This window comes from Runella sp., assembly GCF_027484545.1.
Taxonomy (GTDB): domain Bacteria; phylum Bacteroidota; class Bacteroidia; order Cytophagales; family Spirosomataceae; genus Runella.
The window spans coordinates 1-19,972 of sequence record NZ_JAIXST010000075.1 but is presented as its reverse complement, the minus strand read 5'-3'; the positions used below and the strand labels follow the sequence as shown (position 1 = coordinate 19,972).

At 42.3% G+C, this 19,972-nt stretch carries 17 protein-coding genes and 1 pseudogene; 8 read left to right on the top strand and 10 right to left on the bottom strand.

Translation table 11 applies throughout. From position 1 onward, the window contains the following. Position 1: 1 nt before the first annotated feature. Both pcaF and Q0081_RS06795 read right to left on the bottom strand, forming a co-directional pair. Entirely contained in the window at positions 2–1,246 is a 1,245-nt protein-coding gene (gene pcaF / locus Q0081_RS06800) for a 3-oxoadipyl-CoA thiolase (RefSeq protein WP_298350605.1), read from the bottom strand. A 147-nt stretch (positions 1,247–1,393) separates the two neighbouring features. Next, on the bottom strand, positions 1,394–2,737 hold the full coding sequence (locus tag Q0081_RS06795) for a 3-oxoacid CoA-transferase (RefSeq protein ID WP_298350604.1): 1,344 nt from the start codon (positions 2,735–2,737) through the stop codon (positions 1,394–1,396). A gap of 43 nt (positions 2,738–2,780) precedes the next feature. On the opposite strand from Q0081_RS06795, the gene Q0081_RS06790 reads away from it, so the two are divergent. Continuing rightward, complete coding sequence (locus tag Q0081_RS06790; protein ID WP_298350601.1) at positions 2,781–3,020, top strand: hypothetical protein; 240 nt, start codon at positions 2,781–2,783, stop codon at positions 3,018–3,020. Then, positions 3,017–3,403: an HNH endonuclease gene (locus Q0081_RS06785; protein WP_298350598.1), complete on the top strand. Its 387-nt coding sequence runs from the start codon at positions 3,017–3,019 to the stop codon at positions 3,401–3,403. The genes Q0081_RS06790 and Q0081_RS06785 overlap by 4 nt, the downstream gene beginning before the upstream one ends. A gap of 2 nt (positions 3,404–3,405) precedes the next feature. On the opposite strand, the gene Q0081_RS06780 is transcribed toward Q0081_RS06785, so the two are convergent. The 6 genes and pseudogenes from Q0081_RS06780 to pcaH form a co-directional block, all read right to left on the bottom strand. After that, positions 3,406–4,596, bottom strand: a complete 1,191-nt coding sequence (locus Q0081_RS06780) for a 4-hydroxybenzoate 3-monooxygenase (RefSeq protein WP_298350596.1) — start codon at positions 4,594–4,596, stop codon at positions 3,406–3,408. 35 nt (positions 4,597–4,631) lie between these two features. Then, on the bottom strand, positions 4,632–5,018 hold the full coding sequence (gene pcaC / locus Q0081_RS31825) for a 4-carboxymuconolactone decarboxylase (protein ID WP_409034051.1): 387 nt from the start codon (positions 5,016–5,018) through the stop codon (positions 4,632–4,634). Between the two features lie 6 nt (positions 5,019–5,024). After that, a pseudogene (gene pcaD, locus Q0081_RS06775) lies at positions 5,025–5,762 on the bottom strand (3-oxoadipate enol-lactonase); the annotation flags it as partial. 56 nt (positions 5,763–5,818) lie between these two features. Beyond that, positions 5,819–7,132 carry a 3-carboxy-cis,cis-muconate cycloisomerase gene (gene pcaB / locus Q0081_RS06770; protein WP_298350592.1) on the bottom strand — a complete coding sequence of 438 codons (1,314 nt, stop codon included), beginning with the start codon at positions 7,130–7,132 and terminating at the stop codon, positions 5,819–5,821. Positions 7,133–7,272: 140 nt separating this feature from the next. After that, the gene (pcaG, locus tag Q0081_RS06765) at positions 7,273–7,797 is read right to left on the bottom strand and encodes a protocatechuate 3,4-dioxygenase subunit alpha (RefSeq protein ID WP_298350591.1); all 525 of its coding nucleotides are present in this window, start codon (positions 7,795–7,797) and stop codon (positions 7,273–7,275) included. Positions 7,798–7,926: 129 nt separating this feature from the next. Continuing rightward, positions 7,927–8,634 (bottom strand): protocatechuate 3,4-dioxygenase subunit beta, encoded by a 708-nt coding sequence (pcaH, locus tag Q0081_RS06760; RefSeq protein WP_298350589.1) that lies wholly within the window; start codon positions 8,632–8,634, stop codon positions 7,927–7,929. Between the two features lie 266 nt (positions 8,635–8,900). Here pcaH and Q0081_RS06755 point away from each other — a divergent pair, with 266 nt between their 5' ends. Further along, complete coding sequence (locus Q0081_RS06755; RefSeq protein WP_298350587.1) at positions 8,901–9,773, top strand: helix-turn-helix domain-containing protein; 873 nt, start codon at positions 8,901–8,903, stop codon at positions 9,771–9,773. Positions 9,774–9,887: 114 nt separating this feature from the next. Here the strand turns inward: Q0081_RS06755 and Q0081_RS06750 are convergent, their stop codons facing one another. Together Q0081_RS06750 and Q0081_RS06745 are read right to left on the bottom strand one after the other, a co-directional pair. Beyond that, positions 9,888–11,186, bottom strand: coding sequence for an MFS transporter (locus tag Q0081_RS06750; protein WP_298350585.1), 1,299 nt, complete (start codon positions 11,184–11,186; stop codon positions 9,888–9,890). 156 nt (positions 11,187–11,342) lie between these two features. After that, positions 11,343–14,960, bottom strand: coding sequence for an alpha-L-rhamnosidase (locus Q0081_RS06745; protein ID WP_298350583.1), 3,618 nt, complete (start codon positions 14,958–14,960; stop codon positions 11,343–11,345). A gap of 234 nt (positions 14,961–15,194) precedes the next feature. Here Q0081_RS06745 and Q0081_RS06740 point away from each other — a divergent pair, with 234 nt between their 5' ends. From Q0081_RS06740 to Q0081_RS06720, 5 genes are all read left to right on the top strand, one after another. Next, a complete protein-coding gene (locus tag Q0081_RS06740) occupies positions 15,195–16,250 on the top strand; it encodes a sensor histidine kinase (protein WP_298350581.1) in 1,056 nt (351 codons plus the stop codon). 269 nt (positions 16,251–16,519) lie between these two features. Further along, positions 16,520–17,458, top strand: a complete 939-nt coding sequence (locus Q0081_RS06735; RefSeq protein ID WP_298350579.1) for a DUF4238 domain-containing protein — start codon at positions 16,520–16,522, stop codon at positions 17,456–17,458. A gap of 414 nt (positions 17,459–17,872) precedes the next feature. After that, the gene (locus Q0081_RS06730; protein WP_298350577.1) at positions 17,873–18,331 is read left to right on the top strand and encodes an HD domain-containing protein; all 459 of its coding nucleotides are present in this window, start codon (positions 17,873–17,875) and stop codon (positions 18,329–18,331) included. 240 nt (positions 18,332–18,571) lie between these two features. After that, positions 18,572–19,258: a hypothetical protein gene (locus Q0081_RS06725; RefSeq protein ID WP_298350575.1), complete on the top strand. Its 687-nt coding sequence runs from the start codon at positions 18,572–18,574 to the stop codon at positions 19,256–19,258. 268 nt (positions 19,259–19,526) lie between these two features. After that, complete coding sequence (locus tag Q0081_RS06720) at positions 19,527–19,901, top strand: hypothetical protein (protein ID WP_298350573.1); 375 nt, start codon at positions 19,527–19,529, stop codon at positions 19,899–19,901. Positions 19,902–19,972: the final 71 nt, after the last annotated feature.

Genomic DNA, 19,972 nt, shown 5'->3' with positions numbered 1-19,972 from the left:
GTTACACTCGTTCAATCACTACCGCATATCCCATCCCCACTCCAACACACATGGACGCAAGCGCGTAGCGTTTTTTTGTTCTAATTAACTGATTCACTGCCGCTTGAATGATACGCGTCCCCGACATGCCAAGCGGATGGCCCAAGGCAATGGCGCCTCCGTTGGGATTAATTCTGGGGTCATTATCAGCCAAGCCTAGATTTCGGGAGACGGCCAAACATTGGGCTGCGAAGGCCTCGTTGAATTCAATCACGTCCATGTCGTCGAGTGTCAAACCTGCTTTTTGGAGTGCTTTTTGCGAAGCCGTGACGGGGCCAATGCCCATGATGCGGGGCTCTACACCTACCACGCCTGAGCTTACGATGCGGGCTTTGGGAGCCAAATGGTATTTTTTCACCCCTTCTTCGGAAGCAATGAACATCGCCGCCGCGCCATCGTTCAGGCCTGAGGCGTTTCCTGCCGTCACGGTGCCTCCTTCTTTTTTGAAGGCAGGTTTGAGTTGGGCCAATTTTTCGAGCGTTGTCGTTCCTTTGATGAATTCATCGTTGGCAAAAACCGTCACAACTCCCTTTTTATCCACCAATTCTACGGGAACAATTTCTTCGGCCAATACGTCGTTTTGCTGCGCGGCAAAGGCTTTTTGCTGTGAATTGTACGCAAAAAGGTCTTGGTCTTCGCGACTGATGCTGTACAGTTCGGCCAGATTTTCGGCGGTTACGCCCATGGCATCCGTGCCGTACATTTTCTGCATTTTGGAGTTGATAAACCGCCAGCCAAAGCTCGAATCGAACATCTGCGCATCGTTGCCAAACGGTTTGGACGTTTTGGAAATTACCCACGGACTGCGCGTCATGTGTTCCATTCCGCCCGCAATCAGCACATCGCCATCGCCTGCTTTAATGGCCCGATTGGCATGAATCACTGCCGACATCCCCGACGAACACAGCCGATTGACGGTTTCGCCCGGGACGGTAAAGGGCAGTCCCGCCAGCAACAGCGCCATGCGAGCCACGTTACGGTTGTCTTCTCCCGCCTGATTATGGCAACCCAAAATCACATCTTCAATGACCTCAAGGGGAATGCTTGGGTTACGTTTGATGAGTTCGATAATGGGTAACGCCGCCAAATCGTCCGCCCGAACAGGCGATAAACTTCCGCCAAAACTTCCGATAGGCGTACGTATGGCATCTATGATGAAGGATTCCGGCCCCCTCCCCCCCAATGGGGGAATATTTTTATTTTGCATTGGTTTACACAATAAATTCTAAATAGTTTTCTTTGGTAATTACCTCAAATTTGGCTTCGGGATAGGCATTTCCGTTAATTCCGTCATTGTATTGACGCTATTTAGATAAATTCCGTCAATACGATGACTCTATTTAGCTTTTTTCAATTACAAAGCAATTTCAAACGCCGCACTCGTTTTCACTTTCACTTCTTTCAACGTCACATTTGGCATGAGTTCTATCAGCGTGAGTTTTCCGTTGGGATACCCAAAAACCGCCAATTCTGTAATGACCAGATCCACTACGTTTGAAGCCGTAAGCGGTAAAACACAATCGGGAACAATTTTCAATGAACCGTCAGGGTTGGTATGGGTCATGGTGATGATCAATTTTTTAGCACCTTTGGCCAAATCCATCGCACCACCCACGCCCAAAAGCGGTTTGCCGGGCACCGCCCAGTTGGCCAGATTCGCGGCTTCGTCCACTTCCAAACCACCCATAATAGCCACGTCGATGTGTTTGCCACGAATCATGGCAAAGCTATCGGCGCTGTCGAAATAACTGCTGCCCGGCAAGGCCGTAACGGGAATTTTTCCCGCGTTGACCGGATAATCCATCGCTCCGCCACCGTCCGTCGGTACGGGACCTACACCCAACATCCCGTTTTCGGTGTGGAGAATGATACCGTGTTCGGGTGTGATGAAATCCGCCACAAGCGTCGGAATGCCGATGCCGAGGTTCACGACATCGCCTTTTTTCAATTCTGCCAATGCCCGTTTGGCCATGTTCATCCGCGATTCATCCACTTTTTTGGAAGAACTTACCGACGCCGACGAGCCCAAATCTGCGAGGGTAATTTTGGCTTCCACCAAATAATCCACAAAACAGCCCGGCGTATGCACATGCTCAGGGGCAATTTCACCTACGGGAACAATCTCTTCCACTTCGACAATTACTAAATCGGCAGCGGTAGCCATGGCTTTGTTGAAGTTATTTTCGGTCATACGGTATTGCAAATTCCCTGCGGTATCGGCCCGCCACGCCCGAATAAAGGCCACATTTCCCCGCAACCCTTTGATAAATACCTGTTCTTCGCCATCAATGATTTTGGTTTCCCGTCCCTGCGCAATGAGCGTACCGGCAGACGTGGGCGTATAAAATCCACCGATACCTGCTCCGCCCGCGCGGAGGGCTTCGGCGAGCGTGCCCTGCGGAAGCAATTCGTAGTCTACGGCTCCCGATTGAGCGGCTTTAACGGCATCGGGATTGGACGTAAAAAACGACCCAATCATCTTTTTAAGTTGGCCGTTGCGGAGCAAACGCCCGCCTCCCAAGCCTGGTTCGCCCGTATTATTACCGATAAACGTAAGGTTTCCGGTGCCGATTTCAGCAAGGGCGTGCATGAGGTGAACGGGATTGCCCGTCATTCCAAATCCGCCCTGTAGAAGCGTATCGCCATCTTTTACCATGGCAGCGGCCGTATGTAAGTCTATAATAGATACTTCTTTCATTTCGTTTTGCGAGATTTTTGTATATTCGTAAAAAAAACAGACTATGATTACGCTTCGCCCAATTGATGAGGTTATTGATTTTATTACGTCATTTCCTGCCCCTGAAGAAGTACTGACTTATCATCCTTCTCAGGCCCTTCAGGAAAGAGTGGAATTCTTAGTTGAAAAGAAAAAAGAAAGTACCCTTTCAGAAGAGGAAATAAAGGAATTAGAAAATTTTTTACTGATCGAACACATTATGCGAATGGCAAAAAAAAGAGCAAAAAAACAGCTCTCACTATGAACCGCTATATTTCAGAGACTATTCGTAAAAATGTCATCAAAAGAGCCAACCATTGTTGTGAGTACTGCCAAATCTCCGATGATGACATTTATTTCCCTCACCAAATTGACCACATCATAAGTCGTAAACATGATGGAGGAAGTACGCTTGAGAATTTAGCTTACGCCTGTTTCGCTTGTAACAACGCCAAAGGCAGTGACATAGGAACCATTTTACTCCCTGATAAAGTTTTCATTCGGCTATTCAATCCCAGAGAAGATATTTGGCAAGACCATTTTGAAATTGAAAATGGGGTTATTTATGCCAAAACCCATATCGGACAAGCTACTATCAAAGTATTAAGCCTCAATGATATTAACAGAGTTATTGAACGTATAACTTAGACTCACTCAAACGTCTCAAAAGGCAAACCTACGTAGTTTTCGGCAATCGTGGTGGCGTATGCTTTTGATAGGGTAATATAGTCAAACTTGGCTTTTTGTAAATGGTATTGAAACGACCCGTGGGCATCCTGTTTGTGGAAAAGCGTAGTCATAAAGTTGGAAAAATCCTGCGCTCGCCAGATTCGTTTGAGGGCAATGGTGGAATAATTGTCCAACTGCTTCAGGGAGTTGTTTTTGTAGAAATCCACCAATCCATCTACCAAGTGCTTCACGTCCGCCACGGCCAGATTTAAGCCTTTCCCGCCCGTTGGGGGCACAATGTGCGCGGCGTCTCCTGCCAAAAACAAGCGTCCGGATTGCATATTGTCCGTAAAAAAGCTGCGCATTGGCGTGATGCTTTTCTCAAAAATAGGTCCTGAGTTCAGTTTCCACCCTTCGGTACCCAAGCGAATGGAAAGCTCTTCCCAAATCCGATCATCGGACCAATTTTCGACGCGGTCGTCATTTTCTACCTGAATGTACAGGCGGCTTACTTTTTCCGAACGAAGACTGTGCAACGCAAACCCATTTTCATGGTACGCATAGATCAACTCCTCGGACGACGGAGCAACGTTGGCCAAAATCCCCAACCAACTGAATGGGTAGGTAATGGAAAATTCGTTGAACACATTTTTGGGTAACGTTTTTCGACCTACGCCGTGGAAACCGTCACAGGCCGCCACAAAATCACATTCAATGATTCCGGGTTCACCTTCATATTCAAAATGTATTTTTGGTTTTGATGTATCAAAATCCTCAATTTTGGTGGCTGAAGCTTCAAAATACAGCTGCTCGCCTCCCACCAACCACGCATCGGCCAGGTCTTTGACCACTTCCTGTTGGCCGTAAATGGTGATATTCCGACCATTGGTCAATTCACCAAAAGGCACGCGAATGCGCTTTCCGTCAAAATTCAAACACACTCCATGGTGTTCCTGACCTTCTTTTACAAGGCGGTCGGCTAAACCCAAATGTTTGTAAATATCAACGGTATTTTGCTCCAACAAACCAGCTCTTACGCGAGATTGAACATATTCGCTACTGCGGTTTTCGATAATGACTGATTCAATGCCGTGTTTTTTGAGCCAATGCGCCAGCGTTAATCCTGCCGGCCCCGCTCCGATGATACCTACTTGGGTTTTTATCTTTTTCATAGCCCCCATCCCCCAAAGGGGGTATTTTGAGTTTATTATTTAATTTCTATTCCTAATTCTTTAAAAACTTCTTCGGCTGAATGAAAGGCTTCGTTGGCGGCGGGCAAGCCGCAATACAGGGCCGATTGCATGATAACTTCTTTGATTTCAGCCACCGTTACGCCATTATTGAACGACGCTTTTACGTGCATTTTAAACTCGGCCTTTCGATTTAACGCAATGAGCATCGCCATCGTAATCAGGCTTCTGTTATGTTTCGACAAATCAGGTCGAGTCCAGATTTCACCCCAAGCATAATTCGTGATAAAGTTTTGAAAGTCCGCATTAAACGAATTGATATTGCCGCTTGCTTTGTCCACGTGCGCATTGCCCAATACCGAACGCCGAACGTGCATTCCTTGGTCATACGTGGATTTTCCCACTAAAAAATCAATCAAAATTGCCGCATATTCTTTGGGCAATTCTGTACTTGCCAAGTGACGAGCCGGCAGTATTTTCAATGTTGAATTCGGAATGTTTTTTGCCAAAAATTCGGCCTGTTCCACATTGGTTACGGGGTCTTCATCACCCGTAATGACCAAGGTTTCAACGGTATTATTTTGTAATTGTTCCCTAAAATCCGCATCTCGAATGGCCGCACAGCAATTGGCATAGCCGGGCACGTGACTCCGTAAAAACATGGCTTTGGTTTCCGCTACGCGTTGGGGATTGTTTTGGCGAAAGCTTTCGGTAAACCAACGCTCCATGGTATCCTCCACGATGGCCTGCATCCCGTGTTGGGTAATGGTTTCGATGCGACCGTTCCAACGTTCATCGTTGCCAATTTTGGCCCCCGTATTACTGATAACCAGCTTTTTAATGCGTTCGGGGTGATGTATTCCCAGCCATTGTCCAATCAATCCGCCCATCGAGAGCCCGCAGAAATAGGCGGTTTCAATGCCCAATTGGTCCAACAGATCAATGACCTGTTTTCCCAAATCATCTATTTTACAGTCATATACTCCCCCATTGGGGGTAGGGGGGCTGGTATTATAACGTAGTACCCGAAAAAAAGGCAACAGATAAGGCACGAGTCCGTCCCACATCATCATTTCAGAACCCAGCGAATTGGAAAAAACCAATACCGGACTGTTGGGCGTGCCTTGGAGTTTGTAATTGAGTTTCATTTTTTTATTTTGTATAACCATTAAGGAATTAAGAGACATTAAGTTCTTACTCTTTCTTAACTTCTTAATGGTTTCAAGATTTCGTCAATCATTTCCAAACTCAGTCCAATGGAGTTTTCGGGTTTGAATAATGCTTCCAAATCAGGAACATCAACGTTCATATCAATCAGTACTTCTTTCAAATGCTTTTGTTGAGGAATGGCTGATTTACACGCCTTTTCAACCAATTCATGGGCGTTTATCTTACCTATTTTCGGAGCCAAAGCCAGCGAAACATTCTCGGCATAGATCAAACCTCGGGTCAATTCTAAGTTGGCCAACATACGTTTTTCGTCCACTTCCAATCCTTCAATCAGTTCAATGGCACGCTCCACCGTTCCGGCGGTCAGGGCCATGAGTTGGGTCAACACTTCCCATTCCGAATGCCACAATCCCGCCGAACGCTCGTGTTCCTGCGGCATGGCCGAAAGGATAGACGCCACCAAATGCGGCACGCGCGTCGCATTGGCCAACATCGCGGCACAGGTAACGGGGTTTCGTTTGTGCGGCATGGTACTTGAGCCGCCTTTTCCTTCGCCCGCCCCTTCAAATACTTCTCCGATTTCGGTCTGCATCAACAGCGAAACGTCTTTGGCAATCTTGCCCAAACTCCCCGTCAAAATCCCTAAAATGCTTGCCCATTCAGCGATGGTATCACGCTGGGTTTGCCAGGAAGAAGCTGATTGTAAACCTAATAAATTGGCAACGGTTTGATTCACTTCTTTGGAAATAGAGGAGTTTCCACTTCCTACCGCTCCGACCAATTGAAGTACCAAAACGCGTTTTTTAGATTCCTGAAGGCGCTGTTTTGAACGTTCGATACCTTCCAGCCAAGCGGCGGTTTTGAGTCCGAAGGTAATCGGTCGCGCCTGTTGAAGCAGCGTCCGGCCAATCATCAAAGTGGTACGGTGTTTTTGCGTAATTTTTACTAAACTTTGTGTTAGAACTCCTAATTTCTCCTCCAACCAATCCACGTAGGTCTGAATCTGCAAAACTGTCGCCGTATCCACTACGTCCTGACTGGTTGCCCCTAAATGCACGTATTTTGAAGCTTCAACGTCGTTGTTTTTGACGATTCGAGTCAGTTGTTTTACCAACGGAATGGCAGCATTGCCGCCAAGTTTGACTTCGGTTTTGAGTTTATCAATATCAATCCGATTGGCATGACAACATTCCGCAATAATCGCCGCCGAACTCACCGAAATAATTCCATTGGCTGCCTGCGCCTCTGCCAATGCCGCCTCAAAACGCAGCATCTGAGCGATTGTATTCCGGTCGGAAAACAACTCGTTGATTTCGGTCGAGTAGAATAGTTCGCTGTATAAGGACATTTTTTTGAATGACGAGCGGACCGCCGCCGCGGGTACGAATGACGAATTACGAATAAGTTTTTTGAATGGCGAGGGACGAATGGAAAATGGAGTACAAAAATTCGTCATTCGTCATTCTATTTTAGGCAATGACATTCAATCTATATTTCAAAAAAGACCGTTTCTCCTTCGCCCTGCATACGGATATTGAATTCGTAAACGGAGCCGTTTTGGGAAGCAATGAGCGTATTTCTGCGCTCGGCAGAAACGCTGTTCAACACTTCGTCCTGCTCATTCAGAGTTATTTCGTCCGAAAAATAAAGACGCGTGTACGAGTGAATCAACTGGCCGCGCATAAACACAATCACCGATAAATAAGGTGCCTGACCATTGACCGAAGCAGGTTTTGTGGTATGAAAAATGAAACGATTTTCAGCATCTGTTCCCGTGCCGAAGCGGCCGAACAATTGATTTTCGCCGTCGTTTTGCCAAATCTCGATCATCGCGTCTGGAATCACAACCCCTTCGCCATCAAATACTTTTCCGACGATGGTAATGGTATTTTTTTGGTCAATGGGGCTTGCCATTTGATGGCCGACCAAACTTTTGAAATCATATAAATATTGCTCCGGCGTGAGGCCATACGCAAAATAAGGGCCAACGGTTTGAGAAGGAGTTTGTTTCATTTTTTTATAAATGACGAATTTAAGGGAATGACGAGGGACGAATGACGAAGTACGAATGGGAAATAACGAGTTTACGAGTTGTAAGTGAGGTACAAAAAATTCGTCATTCGAATAATTCGCCATTCAAAACTACAAACTCTCAAAAGGTGTCTGACCATGGCCTCTCAGGACAAAATCAAAGCGGTAGCCCAACGCAAAATTGGGTTCGGTGATGCTTAGATCAAATTTTGAAATCAACAATTCGCGGCCTTTGGGCGGTACTCCCAGAAAAATCGGGTCATATTGAAGGAGCGGATCGCCAGGGAAGTACATCTGCGTTACCAAACGGTTGGTGATATTGGCCCCAAACAACGAAAAGTGAATATGGTTAGGACGCCATGCGTTGTGGTGATTCCCCCAAGGATAGGCTCCCGGTTTGATGGTGTAAAATTTATAATTTCCTTCCGAATCAGTCATGCAACGACCCGTTCCCAAGAAATTTGGGTCGAGCGGCGCATCGTGTTTATCTACTTTATGCACATAACGACCTGCCGAATTGGCCTGCCAAATTTCAATGAGCGTATTCGGAATCGGTTGGCCGTTTTCGTTCATTACCTTTCCATGCACTACAATTCGCTCTCCCAAAGGCTCGCCGTTCTTAATTGCATTTTTTGTCAAATCATTATCAAATTCCCCTAATTTGAAATCTCCGAAAAGCGGGCCTGTCAACTCAGACAAAGACTGTTTCAAAACCACTAAAGGCTGTGAAGGAGCACGCAAAACCGTTGATTTATATTCGGGAGACAATCGAGGCGGATGTACTTCGTAATCGAATTGATTGTAAATTAGATGGGTCATTGAAATAATGTATTGGAAGAAAATACCTGCTTAACCTGTACGACAAAGGTACAGGAATTGTGAAAGAGTATCTTGGATAAATCAAAATAATACTTGTACAAATTAAACATTTTTTGCAGTATTGAATTCCCGATAAAACTTTACTTTTTAATCTTTGTCGCCCTGAAAGGGCCTAATGGATGCTTTCAGAATGACAAATGAGGATTTTTGATTTTAAAGCGCTATTATTATTAATTATTTATTCCAAGTATTTTTAAAACATCTTCATGAATAAAGCCCTTGTCAATTACAAAGGACTGTACGGCGACCATCAGCATCCGCTTTTACCCAATTTCATTCATTATGAGGCATTGGAGACGCGGAGTAAAATGTACGATTGGGAAATCAATCAACATCTTCATACCGATCTCTATCAGATTTTTATTATTGAGTCGGGCGAAGGGGTTTTGATTTCGGAGCAGAATGAGATTCAACTAAACGCTCCCTGTATCATTACCATTCCGAGTCATACATTGCATGGTTTTACTTTTCAGCCGTCGGTTTGCGGCGAGGTCATTACGTTTTCGGAGTCATTTTTGGAAAGCCTTTTCAAAAACTCTCCGAGCGTATTGCTCGAACTCAATCATTTGAAGCACTTATCTTTTGAAAATGAGCCGACCGTTTTTGGCAATATTCTGCTTTTGAAGAATCAAATTATCAAAGAGTTGTATGAAGAAAACCCCGAAAAGCAAACCGTTTTGCAATCGCTTTTTCACGTTTTTTTTATCAGTTTGTATCGTTTCAGTCTTTCGCTTAAAAACCCAATTGCTCCCTCCGACAATCGAACTTTACGGTATTTTCAGACCTTTCAGAAGAGTATTAAAAAGTCGTTACAGGAATCAAAATCCATCAACGATTACGCCAAGGAGTTAAACATTACCACGGTTCACCTCAACCGCATCTGTCAGTCGTTGGTACAAAAATCAGCGTTGCAGATCGTACACGAACACCTCATCAATGAAGCGAAGAAATACCTATTGAATACAACGTACACGATATCAGAGGTTTCTTATTTTCTCAACTTCAAGGACCCGGCGTATTTTACGCGATTGTTCAAAAAAACAACGGGGGTATCGCCAAGCGAGTTTCGGAAGAATTAATTTGCCGTTGTGCCGTTAACAGTTGATTCGTTTCTGCATGGGCAGTCCCGCCGTTAACCGTTATTTGTTGATCCGTTATCCGTGTTCCGTTTATCCATTTTCCATTTCTCCCGCCTAACTAATCCTTTTAGAAGAAAGATACATTGTCATAATGCCCGCAATGGCTGCCGGAATGGCAAAAACCAAAAAATTGGCGGTCATGGTCAACCCCATTTCAATCAAAATTCCACCCAACATAGGCCCCACAATTCCTCCCAATCGCCCCGCGCCCATGGCCCAACCTACGCCGGTGTTACGAAATTCGGTCGGATACATGCGGGCTGCTACGGCATACAGTCCCACAAAACCGCCCTGAATTCCAAACCCGAGCAGGCCAAAAATGACCAATAACAACGAAGAACCGGAAAACAAACCAAAAATCGCCATCAAACCAGCAGTCAGAAGCAGGAAAACGCCGATGGTTCTTTTTAAGCCGTAAATACTTGAAAAATAGCCTTGAGTAACGATTCCGACAAAAGCGCCCAGATTAAAAACCGTGCCGGCATAAATGGCTAACTCCATCGACAAACCGGCGTTGGTAGCCAATTTGGGAATCCAGTTGGTCAAAAAATACAACGTAGCAAAGGCCATAAAAAGCCCTCCCCAAAGTTGTAACGTAGGGAGTTTGAACTCCTGAGTCATTAGGGAGCTAACGGAACTTTCATTTTTGTGATGCTCTCTGATTGGCAACGTTTCCAGCGCGGCAATGTCCATTTTGGAGAGAATGGCATTGACATTCAGAAGCGCATTTTTGGGTTTGGCCTTCAAATAGTAATCAACGGATTCAGAAAGAAAGAAGTAAATCAACGGTACCGCCAACGTAGTCACAAAGCCCGCCAACTGAAACATGGTCGCCCATCCCATCTGCGGGATTACTTTGGCCGCTGCCAAGCCGGACAAAACGGCCCCTACCGGGTAACCGGCCACCACAAAACTCACCCAAAAATCCTTGGTTTTATTAGGGGTGTATTCGGAAGTGAGCGTAGCCGTACTTGCCAACATGGCCCCAATCCCAATGCCGCTAATCAATCGAAAAACAATCAAATAGTTGATGCTTTGGGCAAATGCAGTACAGAAGATACTGATTCCCATCAACATAGCGCACAACAAAATCATCTTTTTTCGGCCAATAATATCAGCCCTTGGCGCCAAAAACATCGCCCCTATGGTCATTCCCAACAGACCGGCACTAAACACGATCCCCAGCGCGGAAGGAGTAATGGACCATGCTTTGGCAATGGCCGGGGCTGTATACGAAATCACCATAACGTCCATGCCATCGAGCATGTTTATCGCCAGGCATACAAATACAGTAGCGTATTGCAGCCGAGTCATTTTGTTTTTATCAATGTATTCTTTTATGTCAAAGTGCATGAAGGGTTGTAGTTTAGGAAAGCAAAGCAGATAATTTTATTCGATGAAAGTTAGAGCAACTATTCGCAAAAGTACACGCTTTATGCGTTATACAAGATGTAAACTCAATTTTCAACATAACTTTGGTCTAAACCTAATGCCCTTTCTACCTGCAACTTACTCTTTTATCTCAAAGGAATAGTTACCCGATTCCAACGGAATAATCACTTTCCCATTCTCCTGCTTTAACCCTTTCCATTGGGCAATAGACTTACCGCTTTCGCTGATTTGGGAAGCAGATTTTGCGGACAAATACAGCATCGCCGATGTATTAGGCGGAACAGTCGTCTTATACGTCCACTTGCCGTTTTCCAATTTCCATTCGCTGTTGATTCTACCGTACACCGAATCGTAATACCCTTTGGCAAATGTCATTACCTTGTCCGGGTCAGGGGTTGGTTTTAAGATAAATTGCTTGAAAGCCACACTTTCGGGGCTGCGCTGAATTCCCAATGAATAATTGTACATCCACGAGGCCACTGCGCCAAACGAATAGTGATTGAAGGAGTTCATGCTGTTGTTGCCACCAAACCCATTCTCGACGGTGTATGAGTTCAAGCGTTCCCAAATCGAAGTAGCACCATTGACAACCGAATACAGCCACGAAGGATAATTCCGCTGTTGTAACAATCGATAGGCCATGTCGTGGTTTCCGTTTTCCGAAAGCGCTTCGGAGATGGAAGCCGTACCAATGAATCCCGTCATCAGGGAATATTCAGGGCGTTCGATGCCTCCGTCGTCTTTGTTTTTACGTTGAATGGCTTCGTTTAAGTACTTGATAGCAAATGGCTTATTTTCTTCATTAAAGGTACCCAACGCCAACGGAACTGCGTACGAAACCTGCGTATCCATCAACTCTCCTTTGTCCGATTTTTGTTCGGCCTGTTGTTGTCCGGGAGGGCCCATGCGAGCAGCTTTCACGCCTGACTTGATGGTTTTGTGGGTAGTTTTGTCAACGTACACTTCGTTGAATTTAGCTTTTACGGCGTTGTGTTGGGTCATAAAATTGGCCGCTTCTTCGGTTTTTCCCAGCGCAGTCGCCGCTTTTACCATAATTTCTAAATCATACGCATAGTAAGCCATCCAAATGAGCGTATTATCGTTTTTGCCATTTTCGGGACTCAACCAATCGCCCAACGGACCTTCGTTCAGAATACCCGTGTTCTTTTCGACTTTAGTCTCCAAAAACTGCACATACTTCTTCATGGCGTCGTAATGTTCCTTCAACAGGGGCAAGTCGCCGTATTGCTGATAGGTTTCCCACGCCACAATGATGCCCGCGCTGCCCCAAAGGGTACCTCCAAAACCGCCACCCATCGGAGCCACGTCCGTAAAGCGACCGCTTTCGGCCTGCACATCACGCATGGCCAAAAGGTGGCGGCGGAGAAACAAATCGGAGTTGGTCAGGTAGGTAGCGCTTCTTGAAAATACCGAAATATCACCGCTCCAACCCATGCGCTCGTTACGGGCGGGCGTATCGGTCGGAATCGAAAGGAAATTACTGCGCAACGACCACGTAATGTTTTGCCAAAGTTTATTGACCAATTCGTTTGAGGTTTCATAACTGGACGAAAGGCTGTTTATCGAACTGATAACTAATCCTTTAACCGAACCAGCAGGAACAGCTTGGTCGATGCCCGTAATTTCTACGTAACGATAGCCGTGAAAAGTAAAACGGGGTTGAATGGTTTCATCACCGCCTTTCAGAATGTAGGTATCCTGCGTGAGTGCCGCGCGAATGTTCTCCATCATTACCATCCCTTCATTGCCTTTGTAATCAGGCAGACTTGGGTATTTAACTTCGGCATAACGCAGGATGATTTCCTGTCCTTTTTTACCGTTTTTGATGGCAATTTGCGGCACGCCCACCATGTTTTGCCCCATGTCGTACACAAACACTTTGGGACGAACTTCTTCCATACTACGGGCGGTGAGGGTTTTGACGATGCTTGCATTGTCTCCCATTTGCCCAACGAGTTTAAAATCTTTGTACTCCAACGACGACTTTCGGCCCAGCGCATCGGTAAAAGTACCCGCATACGCGGTACCTTCCAGCGGCACTTCTACGGGCGATTTCCAACCTTTATCATTATAGGAAGCCATTGACCAATCTTTTACCAAGCCTTCTTTGCCTGCATCGTACACTTCTCCCTGAAAAAAGCTGCCGTAGCGAACGGGACCGTCGTTGAACAACTTCCAATCGGTAGGATTTGAGGTAATCAACTGTTCAGAACCATCGGCATACGTAATGACCAATTTGCTCAAAAGCGATTGTCGGTCACCAAAGTAATTCCAACTTTCGCCGCTGAACGTAATGTTTCCGCTCCACCAACCTTCGCTTAACCAAGCACCGATGGCATTTTTTTCTCCCTGCTTTAACGCACTCGTCACATCGTAAGTTTGGTACATGTGATTTTTGTTGTACTGAGTTAGGCCCGGGTTGAAGCAATCACTACTCACGCGTTTTCCATTCAAATACATTTCATAAATTCCCCGAGCCGTTACGTACAGGCGGGCGCTTTTGATGGGCTTTGCCTGCGTCGCAAAAGTGGTGCGCAGCATGGGCGCGGCGTTTTTGCTTGGGTCTGCCAAAATCAGCGCATTGCCTTTGATTTTATAAGCGCCATTTTCAACCGTCAAATTAGCCGATTTGAAAATGCCGGCGTATGAAGTTGTATTGAGCTTTTCAGAAAATAAAGCATTGGAAGGAATACGAAAATTTTTGATGGTTACGTCCGAAAACTGCGCCGTTTGGTTATCACCCACCCGAAAGCCAATATCAGCCAACATTGGAAAACTGATGTAGTTGTTTCCGCTTCCTACGGGATTTAAGTTAAAGCCCCGCGCACCAAAGCCTCCTGTCGCTTGGCCCGTTGATTTTTCTTTCAGTTTATTATCATTTTCTCTTCCGTCAACGTACAGCTCAAACAACCCAAAATTACAGTCGGCAAAGACTTTATGCTTCTCGTATTTATTGGCATTGTTGATGAGTTTCTGCGAAATTTCAAGACTTTTAAACGGTACATCCGCTTTGTCATTGGGCGTGTAGCCTACCCGATATAGATGCAGTTTTGCCAATCCTTCGGGTGAGTCACTTACACCTGAAATATCCAACTCAAATGCGATATAACTTTGATTTTGACCATTTTCCACCCCCATTAAATTCAAATCTTTCTTCTTCAATCGCTTATCATTTCCTCCAAAAACAAACGCTGCTTTGGTCGAATTGGAAGCCTTATCCAATTGAAGACCGTATTCAAATTTAAACACGGACAGATAATGCGAATAAAACACTAAATCCTCCGCTCCTCCCCCAATCCATTTTGCGCCTGACCAAGCTGAAACAGCAGAATTCATCAACCCCGTTTCAAACCACGAACTGCTTGAGGTCGTTGCGTTTGCATTGTCCCAAACCGTCACTTTCCACGTATAGCGCATAGTAGCTTTCAGCGGAGTTCCAGCATATTCGATGCCATTCGAGAGATCGGAATTTACTTTTTTGGAATCCCAAACCACTTGATTAGTGGCATCAGTCACCACGAGTTGATAAGCTTTCTGTGAATAGCCCCTTTTGGCATCCAAAGCTTTCATTTGCCAACTGAAATGGGGATTGGAAATATCCGTACCCAACGGTTTTTCCTGTTGGTTTACTTTTAAATTTTCGATGACAACACCCGCAAACGCAGGGCTGATAAACGCCGCCAGCAGGAGGAAAACAAAGACAATTTGCTTCATAAAATTTTAGTTTTGGGGAATGGCAAAAGTGGTAATTTAATGGATTTTAAGCGTAAACCCCTTCAGTAAGTTCAAAATTATGACCGTTTTGTACTATCTGTGTCCTGTACCGTCCCGTCATTGTCTCAAAGTGATACAATAAAAATTGGGGTCATTTTTCGCATTTCATACCATAAACAATTGCTTCCATACCAAATCAAACCATCCCAAACCTATTTTTTGTAGCTTTGAATTATGTCAAAAAAAGGAATAGAAATAGCGGGCAATTTTGTATTTTGGATCATTACGGGTCTTGTTATTGTCACTCATTATTCATTTTATAACATTACCGTACAAACCGTCAACGGTCATGATACCTTCATTACGACTAAGGATGAGGCTATTTTCACAAAACTGCTAGCCCTCATCGGCATTTCGTGCGTTCTGTTTTATGCAAATTTCACCCTTGTTTTGAGCCTGATTCATGGCAAAAAAATGGGTAGTATTATTCTAAAATCATTGTTGCTGTTTGTCGCTGCCAATTTTGCTTTCAACATTTTCCAACATCATATTTTCGGCATTCATCAAAAATCGGTGTCAATACTTTTGAGCAGCGGCATTATCATTTTCTATTTTACCGCTTCCATTACGTATGCCACCGGTAAAATTTGGATTATCACGGAGAGTAAGAATCAAAAATTGGAGTTGGAAAAAACGCAGGCAGAACTGCACCTCCTTCGTTCCCAGTTGCATCCTCATTTTCTGTTCAATGTGTTGAACAACCTGCTTTCGATGGTCAATCAGAAAGAAAACCCCGCGTTAGCAGCGGCTTTTGAGCGATTATCGGGATTATTACGCTACGTGGTGGTCGATACGGCCGATGAAAAAATCCCCATTCGGAAGGAAATAGAATTCATCCGAAACTTCGCGGAATTACATGCCTTACGGTTTGAAAAAGAAGAATTGGATTTTCAATTAGAGGTACTCGGCACCCACGAAATGCTGCTGATTGAGCCGGCCATTTTTATTCCTTTCATTGAAAATGCGTTCAAGTATGGGGTTGAACCCGAAAAAATATCAATTATCAAAGTCGTTTTTGATTTGACGGATGAACATAAAATCAAGTTTAGCTGCATTAACCAAATCCACGAAACCATGCAACAATTGAAAGGCAGTGGCATGGGAATTGAATCTTCCAAAAAACGACTGAATTTGGTCTATCCCCATCGGCATCATTTGGAAATAAACCAGAATGGAAATTTTGAGGTGTTGTTGGAAATTGAAGTAGGAAAAAGCAATACTAATGAGTAAGACGTATATCGCTGGTAGTGTTCTCGCTGCCAATTCTTTTCCCTTGAAAGAAATAAAAAGGTTGCGTGCCCGCAACCTCGGCATAAAAAATTTGAAGTTTCAAACTACTTTTTTACATTTGGATGCAGCAACAATAATACACAACAATACAAAAACGGGGCCGCCCGTGCGGTACAGCATCAATAAGACAACAAAATATCAAATAAGTACAATATAAATACAAAAAGTACGGCAAAACTTGCGTATATTCGAGAGTTAGCAGAAATAATATGAAAGACAACCAAAATCAACACTATGTTCCTCAATATTATTTGAAAAATTTCTCAAAAGACGGACATATTCATGTTTATGATCTAAAAGATAAAAAGCCATTTACAAATTCCATCAGCAATGTTGCGTTTAAGAAGCATTTCTACAATGTGGACACTAACTTTTTTAATAAAATAATCGAAAATGAAGCATTTGAAGAGGAAGACTTTATAGACAAACTAATCAATAAACATTATGAAAGTATTCTTGCAGCATTTTTCGACAGTTTTAATCCTACTAGAGAACGTATAATTAATAATGACAACAGGAAAACTATTTCGGTCATTGATTTTCACAGCTTAGTAGATTTTGTTCTTGTTCAGACATACAAAAATCCTAAACTCCAACTTTTCTTTGAAATGATGCAGGAACAAATTAACAAAAACAAAGAAATTGGTTATATAAAACTAGACAAGATTGGAAGAGGAATAGTCATTCTATTAGTGCTTAATGAACTTCATTATGGACGGAAAACTCAGATAAAAAAGGAAATAGTCGAAGTGTTTAATCCGATTATTGAAGAAATTAAGACTTGGAAAGAGTTAGTGACTAATTCTTATAAGTATGTTTACTGGAACTTGACTGATATTGACTTCTTAACCTCTGACTTTGGAATGTCATTTATGCGATTAAGTCCAGAGGATAATTTTACAACAATTTTTATTCCGATAAATACTAAAATTGGGGTGCTTTTGGTGAACAAAAAGAGTTCAATATGGAACAATAGAATCACCAATAGTTCGTCAATATTAAAAATTGACAATTCAGAAAAAAGACAGATTGAAGTGTTTAATCAAGCTATTATTGAAAATGCTAACAGATTTGTATTTTCTTTGAATGGACAATTCCCAGAGGATATTAAATCAGTAACATATAAAGAATGGTGGAACAGAAAATAATTTCTTCTGCTAACAGGCGTTTGGCAAAAAAGCGGGTTCAGTGGTTAATTGAACATTCTACCTCGTATCAACTTTTGTGCTGGGCTGACAGTTAAGTGCTTCTATGCCGTTGGTGGTGTTCTCACCGCCAACCCCTTTCCATTGAAAAAAGGTTGGTGATAACACCAACCTCGGCGTAATAAAAAACAACCTTACTAAGTCAATTTCATCTATCTGTTTTTGTAAGGGAATAATCGTTTAATAAAATTTTTGTTTTTTTGCAAAAAAACGATAAAATGTTCATAATTGTAATAAAATGGATATATATTGTAGGAACCACAAAATTCTGACTATCATTACTTTATAGTTCCTATACACTTCGTCTATTAATAAATTTAAAATTTTAAAACACAATTTTTTAAAATAATTATCTATATGACGCTAACTTGGAATAACTGTTTTTCTGAAAAAAGATTCGGCTTTAGTATAATCCAACCTGATATTCGTACAGAATATGAAAGAGATTGGGACAGAATAATTTTCTCAAGCCCCTTTAGACGTTTGCAAAATAAAACCCAAGTTTTCCCGTTGCCTGAGGAAATTTTTGTTCATAATAGGCTCACACATTCTCTTGAAGTTGCAAGTGTAGGTCGTTCATTAGGAAAAATAATTGGAAAAAAATTAATTAAATTGGAGGAAATTAAATCAGACGACAAAGCAAGAAAATTTTATCGCAATAGTTTAAAAAATGTAATAAGTGCTGCATGCTTAGCTCATGACTTGGGAAATCCTGCATTTGGGCATTCGGGGGAGGAAGCAATTTCTAAATATTTCAAAAAAAGAGATACTGAAAACACTGTTGATATAGAATTCAAGAAGCAATTTTCACCTTAATGAATGGCAAGACTTGACTACTTTTGAGGGCAATGCAAACGCCCTAAGGATTATTACACAAAATCAGAAGGGAAGATTTGAAGGAGGGTTTAGATTAACTTACTCTACCATTGGTTCAATCCTAAAATATCCTTGTGAATCAAAAGCAAGTGAAGGTAAAAAGGGCGAAAACACCGAAAAAAATATGGGTATTTTAAAGCAGATGAACATATTTTTCTTGACGTATGTAAAGAATTAAATATGATTGATGAATCAAAAGATGGATTAGTTTCTTACAAAAGACACCCATTCGTCTACTTAGTAGAAGCCGCAGATGATATTTGTTACAATATTATTGATTTCGAAGATGCCCACAGATTAAAAATACTATCTTTTGAAACTGTAAAAGATATTTTTTTAGAAATAATTAAAGCAAACCCTAAAGAGAACCTTACAAAGGTTGAAGATAACGTTTTGATACTTAAAAGTGATAAAAATGAGTGCCTTTCCTATTTAAGAGCTAAATGTATAAATTCATTAACATACATGTGTGCTGATGTTTTTATGGATAACAAAGATGAAATTTTAAATGGTGAATATGATAATTCATTAATAGAAGATATTCCAGAAATCAAATCTGTTTTACAAGAACTAAGTAAAATTAATATTGAATCAATTTATAATTATAGAAAAGTCGTTGAACTTGAAATTGCTGGTTTTAGAATTATGAGTTCTTTGGTTGAATATTTTGTAACATCGGCATTAACACCAGAAGCTGACAGGGAGAAAGAACAAAAGAAAATTTTAGAACTTTTACCACGTCAATTCAGCTTTGAAGAAAGTGATACACCATATTTGAAAGTAATGAGAATTTTAGATTTTATATCAGGAATGACAGACCTTTTTGCTCTTAAATTGTATAGAAAGTTAAGAGGAATCGAAATTTAGTTGTATTACAATTTGTCCTTGCAATATATTTGGAGGAACAATTTTCATCTATGAATTACCTTGATTTTTGAAAATACAAAAAATCTTACTATTAATTGGCAATCAATTTGAAAATTTTATTCAAAGAACTTAAAACATCGATATCATCATTCTTGCGTCCGAATAATCTCATCAAGTAAAGATAATTAACTGTAAATTAATAAATAAATCTAAAATTTAACTATTTTAATGCTTTGGGTTGGAATGTGTAAAATTAAAACATCTCATTATGGAAGTTGAACTTAATAGCAAAACAATATACGAAATTTTGAAATCAAAAGGTATCACACATTTTCATCATGTAAATACAGTTGCTACATCTAAATCTTTCTTATCGAAAAGGGCGTTACTTTCTCGTCAAAAAGTTGAAGAAATAGGATTACAACAAACCCCACAAGATTCTGACGAAATTGACAGAAAATTTGATATTTATAACTATATCTTTTTAGATGGCATAGACTTAGCAAATTATTTCTCAAGACCAAATATATATGGACCTGTGCTTTTTAAGTTTTCCATAGACGCTTTACTAAAAATACCGACAATTAGAATCACAAAGGGTGTACGAATGTATGCAGGATTGCTTCCTAAGCGGCCATTCTGACCAATTGAATTACCTCATCCCATTGATTACTAAGGTTTTTTGTTCTCAGATTTAAAACTTGCTGTGCTCCA

Coding starts and splice junctions, on each gene's coding strand:
- pcaG (WP_298350591.1), bottom strand. CDS start 7,797: ATGAAACAAACTCCTTCTCAAACCGTTGGCCCTTATTTTGCGTATGGC.
- Q0081_RS06755 (WP_298350587.1), top strand. CDS start 8,901: ATGAATAAAGCCCTTGTCAATTACAAAGGACTGTACGGCGACCATCAG.
- pcaB (WP_298350592.1), bottom strand. CDS start 7,132: ATGTCCTTATACAGCGAACTATTCTACTCGACCGAAATCAACGAGTTG.
- Q0081_RS06750 (WP_298350585.1), bottom strand. CDS start 11,186: ATGCACTTTGACATAAAAGAATACATTGATAAAAACAAAATGACTCGG.
- Q0081_RS06730 (WP_298350577.1), top strand. CDS start 17,873: ATGACGCTAACTTGGAATAACTGTTTTTCTGAAAAAAGATTCGGCTTT.
- Q0081_RS06785 (WP_298350598.1), top strand. CDS start 3,017: ATGAACCGCTATATTTCAGAGACTATTCGTAAAAATGTCATCAAAAGA.
- Q0081_RS06735 (WP_298350579.1), top strand. CDS start 16,520: ATGAAAGACAACCAAAATCAACACTATGTTCCTCAATATTATTTGAAA.
- Q0081_RS06790 (WP_298350601.1), top strand. CDS start 2,781: ATGATTACGCTTCGCCCAATTGATGAGGTTATTGATTTTATTACGTCA.
- Q0081_RS06745 (WP_298350583.1), bottom strand. CDS start 14,960: ATGAAGCAAATTGTCTTTGTTTTCCTCCTGCTGGCGGCGTTTATCAGC.
- Q0081_RS06740 (WP_298350581.1), top strand. CDS start 15,195: ATGTCAAAAAAAGGAATAGAAATAGCGGGCAATTTTGTATTTTGGATC.
- Q0081_RS06725 (WP_298350575.1), top strand. CDS start 18,572: ATGATTGATGAATCAAAAGATGGATTAGTTTCTTACAAAAGACACCCA.
- Q0081_RS06795 (WP_298350604.1), bottom strand. CDS start 2,737: ATGAAAGAAGTATCTATTATAGACTTACATACGGCCGCTGCCATGGTA.
- Q0081_RS06780 (WP_298350596.1), bottom strand. CDS start 4,596: ATGAAAAAGATAAAAACCCAAGTAGGTATCATCGGAGCGGGGCCGGCA.
- Q0081_RS06720 (WP_298350573.1), top strand. CDS start 19,527: ATGGAAGTTGAACTTAATAGCAAAACAATATACGAAATTTTGAAATCA.
- pcaH (WP_298350589.1), bottom strand. CDS start 8,634: ATGACCCATCTAATTTACAATCAATTCGATTACGAAGTACATCCGCCT.
- pcaF (WP_298350605.1), bottom strand. CDS start 1,246: ATGCAAAATAAAAATATTCCCCCATTGGGGGGGAGGGGGCCGGAATCC.